This window comes from Flavobacterium sp. (assembly GCF_039932285.1).
Classification (GTDB): domain Bacteria; phylum Bacteroidota; class Bacteroidia; order Flavobacteriales; family Flavobacteriaceae; genus Flavobacterium.
Genome location: NZ_JBDTQE010000035.1, coordinates 22,578 through 28,867 on the forward strand (window position 1 = coordinate 22,578; position 6,290 = coordinate 28,867).

The following is a 6,290-nucleotide window of genomic DNA, read 5'->3' on the forward strand; positions in this document are numbered from 1 at the left end:
AACAATCTTTTTTAATTTTTTCCTTTTGTTGAAAGTTCTAAATTTCGCTCAATAGAATGACTAGGTCTTGTCCATTTTGGTTTTTCTCCTAATGATTCATACTGAGAATCTTTTGCTTCAACCGTTTTAGGTTGTGATACTTTAGTAAATGGTTTTTGAGGATTTAATCCCAATATCTCAAACATCTTCATATCTTCATCTACATCTGGATTTGGTGTTGTGAGTAATTTATCTCCTGCAAAAATAGAATTTGCTCCAGCAAAAAAGCACATGGCTTGACCTTCTCTATTCATATTCATTCTTCCAGCTGAAAGTCTTACTTGTGTTTCTGGCATAATAATACGAGTTGTAGCAACCATACGAATCATTTCCCAAATTTCTACCGGCTTTTCTTCTTCCATCGGGGTTCCTTCTACAGCAACTAACGCATTTATTGGAACCGATTCTGGTTGTGGACTTAATGTTGATAGTGCGACTAACATTCCAGCTCTATCTTCAATGCTTTCTCCCATACCAATAATTCCGCCGCTACAAACAGTAACATTTGTTTTTCTAACATTCTCAATAGTCTGAATCCTGTCTTCAAAACCTCTGGTAGAAATAACCTCTTTATAGTATTCTTCAGAAGTATCTAAATTGTGATTGTAAGCATATAGTCCTGCTTCTGCTAGTCGGTGGGCTTGGTTTTCGGTAATCATTCCCAAAGTACAACAAACTTCCATATCTAGTTTGTTAATGGTTCTTACCATTTCTAGTACTTGATCAAATTCTGGTCCGTCTTTTACATTCCTCCAAGCGGCTCCCATGCATACCCTAGATGAACCTGATGATTTTGCCCGTAATGCTTGTGCTTTAACTTGTTGCACACTCATTAAATCATTACCTTCAATATTGGTGTGATATCTTGCTGCTTGTGGACAATACCCACAATCTTCGGGACAACCACCTGTTTTTATTGAAAGCAAAGTTGAAACCTGAACCACATTTGGGTCATGATGTTCTCTGTGAATAGATGCTGCTTCGTAAAGCAAATCCATCAATGGCTTGTTGTATATGGCAATTATTTCTTCTTTTGTCCAATTATTTCTCATTACACTCATAATAGTATCTTATAAAATAGATGTCAAAAATAAGGATTTCGATTTAAAGTTTCGTAAACATATTCATTTAAACTAAAAAATGTTTCTAGGAAAATAAATTTCACTAAAAACATTTTATTAAAAAACGTAATAAACCAAGTGCTAAAAATGTTTTATAGGTCTGTCTTTCCAGTATTGCATTAATGTGAATGTAATGATTATTGAAGAAGCAATTCCTTCAAAAAGAAGACCTATGCAATATTGATTCATCGAAGGGGTTCCGCCTCCAAATAAAAAATTCTGAGATAATTTTGCTAAATAAGCATCACCCCCTTTTATAGAAATATAAATAAGTAAGCCAATAACACTTAATATAACGCCTATTAAAGCGGTTAGCGTTCCTGAAATTAAATTTTCTAAATAATCTATTTTTCCTTCGTCATAATTAGATTTTATTGTCTTGTTTAAAAAATAAATAACAATAACAATATTTAACATTCTAAGAAAAAAAAGATGTGACAATCCTAATAATTCCATTATGAGAAAGTAAATTCCAATACCTATGAAAATTAAAGTGCCATTATTAAGTTCTTTTGAGATAGTCATGATAATAAAATTTAATTAAACAATTGGTTAAAAAAGTATAAATACACAATCAAATATAATTAATAAATATTTTAATTGCAAATATTTAACATTTATCTACGATTTTAAAAAATAGTCTAATGAAATAATTTTATCTTTTTCAAGTTGCACTTTTAATTCGTCAATCGAAGCAAATTTAATCTCATCTCTAATAAATTCATGTACAGAAATTGTAATGTCTAAATCATATAAATCCTGATTTACATCAAAAAAATGAACTTCAATAGTTGTGTTTTTTCCATCAACAGTAGGTTTTAATCCGATATTCATCATGCCTTTGTGAGTTTCATCTTTCCAAGAAGCTTCAACAATATAAACGCCATTTTTTGGAATGATTTTTTGAATGTCATCAATGCTAATGTTAGCAGTAGGAAAATTTATTGTGCGCCCAAGTTGTTTTCCTTTAACTATTTTTCCTGTAAAAATATAATTATAGCCTAAATATTGGTTGGCTAATTTAATGTTTCCTTCTTGAATTGCCTTTCTAATTTTAGTCGAACTTATGGAGATTTCGTCTATTTCTTTAGCAGAAATTTGTTCTACATCAAAATGATATTTTTTTCCAAAATAAATTAAATCATGTATGTCTGATGCGCGATTTTTTCCGAAACGATGGTCATAACCAATAATAATTTTTTGAATATTTAGTTTATCCACCAATATCGTTTTTACGAATTCTTCGCCTGTCAATTCAGAGAAATTAGTGTCAAAAGTGTGTATTATTAAATTATCAACTCCTTTCTCTTCTAAAAGAGCCATTTTCTCTTTATTGGTGTTCAATAATTTAATGTTACTTTCTGCCTGTAAAACACGACGAGGATGTTGCGAAAAAGTTAGCACAACACTTTCTAACTGATTATTTAGAGTGCTATCTAAAAGACGATTTATTATTCTTTGGTGGCCTAAATGTACGCCGTCAAAAGTACCAAGAGTTACGACGGTTTTTTTTTTACAAGAAAATTCGGAGATAGAATGGAATACTTTCAAAAGAAATTTTTTAATCAACAAAAATACATTTTTTTGTATATAAAAAGAGATTATATTCAATTTTCAAATTGATAAAGCTTCTTTTTGTTAAAAAAGTTGTGTGTTTTTTTAAAATTAATATATTTGTGTTACTTAAATATATAAAATATATAAAAAAATGGAAAAAATTACAAGTAAATTGTTCTTTTTGTTTGTTTTAAGTTTTGCTACTAATGCAATGCTTGGACAAAACAGACCAATTCAAAAATTAACGCCTAGTGGACATATCAGATGTTACACTGTTGAGAACGAAGATGCTTTAAGGGCTAAATATCCAAATCGCGAAACTACGGAACAGTTTGAAGCTTGGTTAGCGCCTCAAATAGAAAGAATTAAAGCTGAAAGAGCTTCTGGTAAAAATATACAAGCAGTATATAATATCCCGGTCGTAATACATATTGTACATGATGGGGATTGTTTAGGAACAGGAGAGAATATTACTGATGCTCAGGCTATTTCTCAAATAACGGTTATGAATCAAGATTACAGAAAAATGGCGGCGACACCTGGTGGAGCTAATTCAACGGGTCTGGCTGTAGATTGTGAAATTAATTTTGTTCTCGCAAAAAGAGATCCAGCAGGAAATCCTTCTACAGGCGTTGTTAGACACCAAATTACACCTTACGCAAATGCTGTTGCAGATGGAGCTGGAGGTCCAGACTGGGAAACTAATTCAGATGTTGAAACAATGAAAGCTGCAACTATTTGGGATCCTACAAAATATTTAAACATGTGGACTATTCGTCCAGGAGGTAATTCTATAGCTACTGGAGGTCTTCAAGGATTACTTGGTTATGCGCAGTTTCCTTCGGGATCAGGTCTTGCTGGGATTCCAGCTGGTGCATCGGGCGCAAATACTGATGGTGTTGTAGCTGCTTATGATGCTATGGGAACCATAGCGGCAAATGACGGTACATTTATTCTAAATGCTACTTATAATCTAGGTAGAACAATGACTCACGAAGTTGGACACTGGTTGGGTTTACGTCATATTTGGGGAGATAATGCTACTTGTACAAATACTGCTGGTACAGATGCAGGAAAGGATTATTGTCCAGATACACCTGCTGCTAATGCTGAGCATTATGATTGTGCAGTATATAATACTTGTACAGCAGCTCCAGGTAATGATATGGTTCAAAACTACATGGATTATTCAAACGATGCCTGTATGGATACTTTTACAGCTAATCAGAAAACACGTATGCAAACTGTCATGGCTGCAGCTACTAGAAGAAGCACATTAAATGCTTCTAATGGAAGTTTAGCTCCATCAGCTGGAATATATTTTAATAAAGGAGTAAATAAATGTTCGGTTGCTGAAGGAACAAACTGTAGCTATACAGATGTTACTTATCCTGTTTCTATTATAAAAGCGCCAACAGCTAATGCCGTTGTTACTTTTACTGTTAACGGTTCTTCTACCGCAACAAACAATATAGATTTTCAAATTATGACTCCTACTGTTACTTTTACTTCAGGATCTGCCACTTCACAAAATTTAATCGTAAGATATTTTAATGATGGTATTGCGGAATCAAGTGAAAACGTAGTATTAGGGATGACAGTAAATGCAGGTGCTGGAGATGGAGCGATTATTGCTGGCGCAGATACTGCATCTTTGACAGTTTCTATTATAGATAATGATGTTCCGCCATCACCTACTTCATTAGCAACTGTTTTTAGTGAAAATTTTGACCCAGCTGTGGCACCAAGAACACTGACCGACCGTGATGGAGATACAAAAAACTGGGGATTATTTGCTTCAAGTGCTGCAACTGTTGGATGGGGAGTGTCTGGTATTTGGGCAGGTTCTAGATCTTGGGATTCTTCAGGACCTCTTCTTCCAGATAACCTATTGACTTTTACTAATCCTATTGCAATACCTACAGGTGCTTCCTCTTTATCATATAGAGTTGGAGCAAATGACGGAACCTATTTTGCAGAAAACTACTCAGTTTATCTTACAACTTCAAATGTTCCTAACACAATAGTTGCTCAAACACCTGTGTTTACAGAAACGTTATCTGCAGGGGGTACAACATACGTGAATACTGTAGATATAAGCTCATTTGCTGGTCAATCTGTTTATTTGTCTTTCAGACATCATGCTTGTACAGATCAAAATATATTAGTATTAGATGATATTGCAATAAAGAATACAGTTGCAACTAGTGTTCAGGTGGCTGTAGATACTGCAACACCGTACCAAGCATTTCTAAATGCAAACGGGACAGCTTATTCAAAAGATGCTACTACAGGAAAAATGATAGCTGATATAACAAGTACCACTAATTTTGATTATGGTTGTACGTCTGTTGCGGTTTCTAGAGATCAGACATCAGCAGGTGCTGCTGCAGTAAATTATGGCAGTAACACAGCTAACAACCTAAAAGTAATGGCTAAAACCGTTACGGTTACACCAACAACAAATAACGCCGTTGGAGCTGGGAGTTTTAAATTCTATTTTTCGGAAGCTGAAATAGCTGCATGGGAAGCTGCAACCGGTAACTTAAGAAGCGCTTTAAGAATATTTAAAGGAGGAGCAACTACTACTATCCCTGCAACAATTGGGGCATTTGGACCAAATGTAACTTTAGCAGGAAATGTTAGCAATGGAATAACAGGGGTATATTACTTTGGTGTAGATGCAACATTAGCTACAGCAGATTTTGAATTTACAAATTTTTCATTGTATCCTAATCCAAATAATGGCGTATTTAATGTGAAATTTACTTCTACCACTTCAAATGATATTAAAGTTAACGTGCATGATATAAGAGGAAGACAAGTTTATGAGAAATCATTTTCTAATAATGGTGCTTTCAATCAAAATATTAATTTAGGGAAAGTGCAAGCAGGAGTTTATATAGTATCTGTGATAGATGGTGATCAGAAAACTGTAAAACGTATTGTTGTGAAATAATATAAGAATTTATTTACTATATTTGAAACCTGACAATTTCTTGTCAGGTTTTTTTAATTTAAAATTTATTACAAATATGAAAAAATTATTCGCGATCGTAACATCTATTTTATTTAATCCTATGTTTGGTCAATATAATCTTGTTTTGCCAAATACAAATCCTACATCAGGTATTAATTATAATGTATTAATAGGTCACCTGTCGGGTAATGATGCAATTAATGGCTCGAGTAATACTTTTGTTGGGTTTAATGCTGGGGTTAATTTTAAAGGGAGTAATAATATTGCAATTGGTGATAGCTCAGGATTTTATGCAACTAATACATCGTCAGGAAATATATGTATTGGTTCAAATTCTGGATATGATAATAAACGCGGTGTTCATGATACAACAGGTAATAAGCTTTTTATAGATAATTCAAAAACACTTACTCCTCTAATCTGGGGAGATTTTGCTGAGGATAAATTAAAATTAAATGGTAAAGTCGGTGTTGGTAATGTTACAACATTCCCAATAACAGCTGGTTCGATAGATATATCTAATTATAAGCTTTTTGTAACAGGTGGTATTTTAACAGAAGAGGTTAGAGTAAGTCTTAATTCAACATGGGCAG

The 6,290-nt window shown here is 33.4% G+C and carries 4 protein-coding genes and 1 pseudogene; 2 read left to right on the forward strand and 3 right to left on the reverse strand.

Annotated features, from left to right (window positions below):
- Positions 1 to 11: 11 nt before the first annotated feature.
- The 3 genes from bioB to ABI549_RS08135 form a co-directional block, all read right to left on the reverse strand.
- Positions 12 to 1,100 (reverse strand): biotin synthase BioB, encoded by a 1,089-nt coding sequence (bioB, locus tag ABI549_RS08125; protein ID WP_348075960.1) that lies wholly within the window; start codon positions 1,098 to 1,100, stop codon positions 12 to 14.
- Positions 1,101 to 1,241: 141 nt separating this feature from the next.
- Positions 1,242 to 1,685, reverse strand: coding sequence for a hypothetical protein (locus ABI549_RS08130; protein ID WP_348075961.1), 444 nt, complete (start codon positions 1,683 to 1,685; stop codon positions 1,242 to 1,244).
- Between the two features lie 96 nt (positions 1,686 to 1,781).
- The gene (locus tag ABI549_RS08135; RefSeq protein WP_348075962.1) at positions 1,782 to 2,711 is read right to left on the reverse strand and encodes a bifunctional riboflavin kinase/FAD synthetase; all 930 of its coding nucleotides are present in this window, start codon (positions 2,709 to 2,711) and stop codon (positions 1,782 to 1,784) included.
- Positions 2,712 to 2,868: 157 nt separating this feature from the next.
- Between ABI549_RS08135 and ABI549_RS08140 the strand changes: the two genes are divergently transcribed.
- On the forward strand, positions 2,869 to 5,676 hold the full coding sequence (locus ABI549_RS08140) for a T9SS type A sorting domain-containing protein (protein ID WP_348075963.1): 2,808 nt from the start codon (positions 2,869 to 2,871) through the stop codon (positions 5,674 to 5,676).
- 121 nt (positions 5,677 to 5,797) lie between these two features.
- Positions 5,798 to 6,290 (forward strand): annotated as a pseudogene (locus ABI549_RS08145) (hypothetical protein); the annotation flags it as partial.

What these genes read in the sequence shown, in the direction of transcription:
- bioB (WP_348075960.1), bottom strand. Translation starts at nt 1,100, where the DNA reads ATGAGTGTAATGAGAAATAATTGGACAAAAGAAGAAATAATTGCCATA.
- ABI549_RS08130 (WP_348075961.1), bottom strand. Translation starts at nt 1,685, where the DNA reads ATGACTATCTCAAAAGAACTTAATAATGGCACTTTAATTTTCATAGGT.
- ABI549_RS08140 (WP_348075963.1), top strand. Translation starts at nt 2,869, where the DNA reads ATGGAAAAAATTACAAGTAAATTGTTCTTTTTGTTTGTTTTAAGTTTT.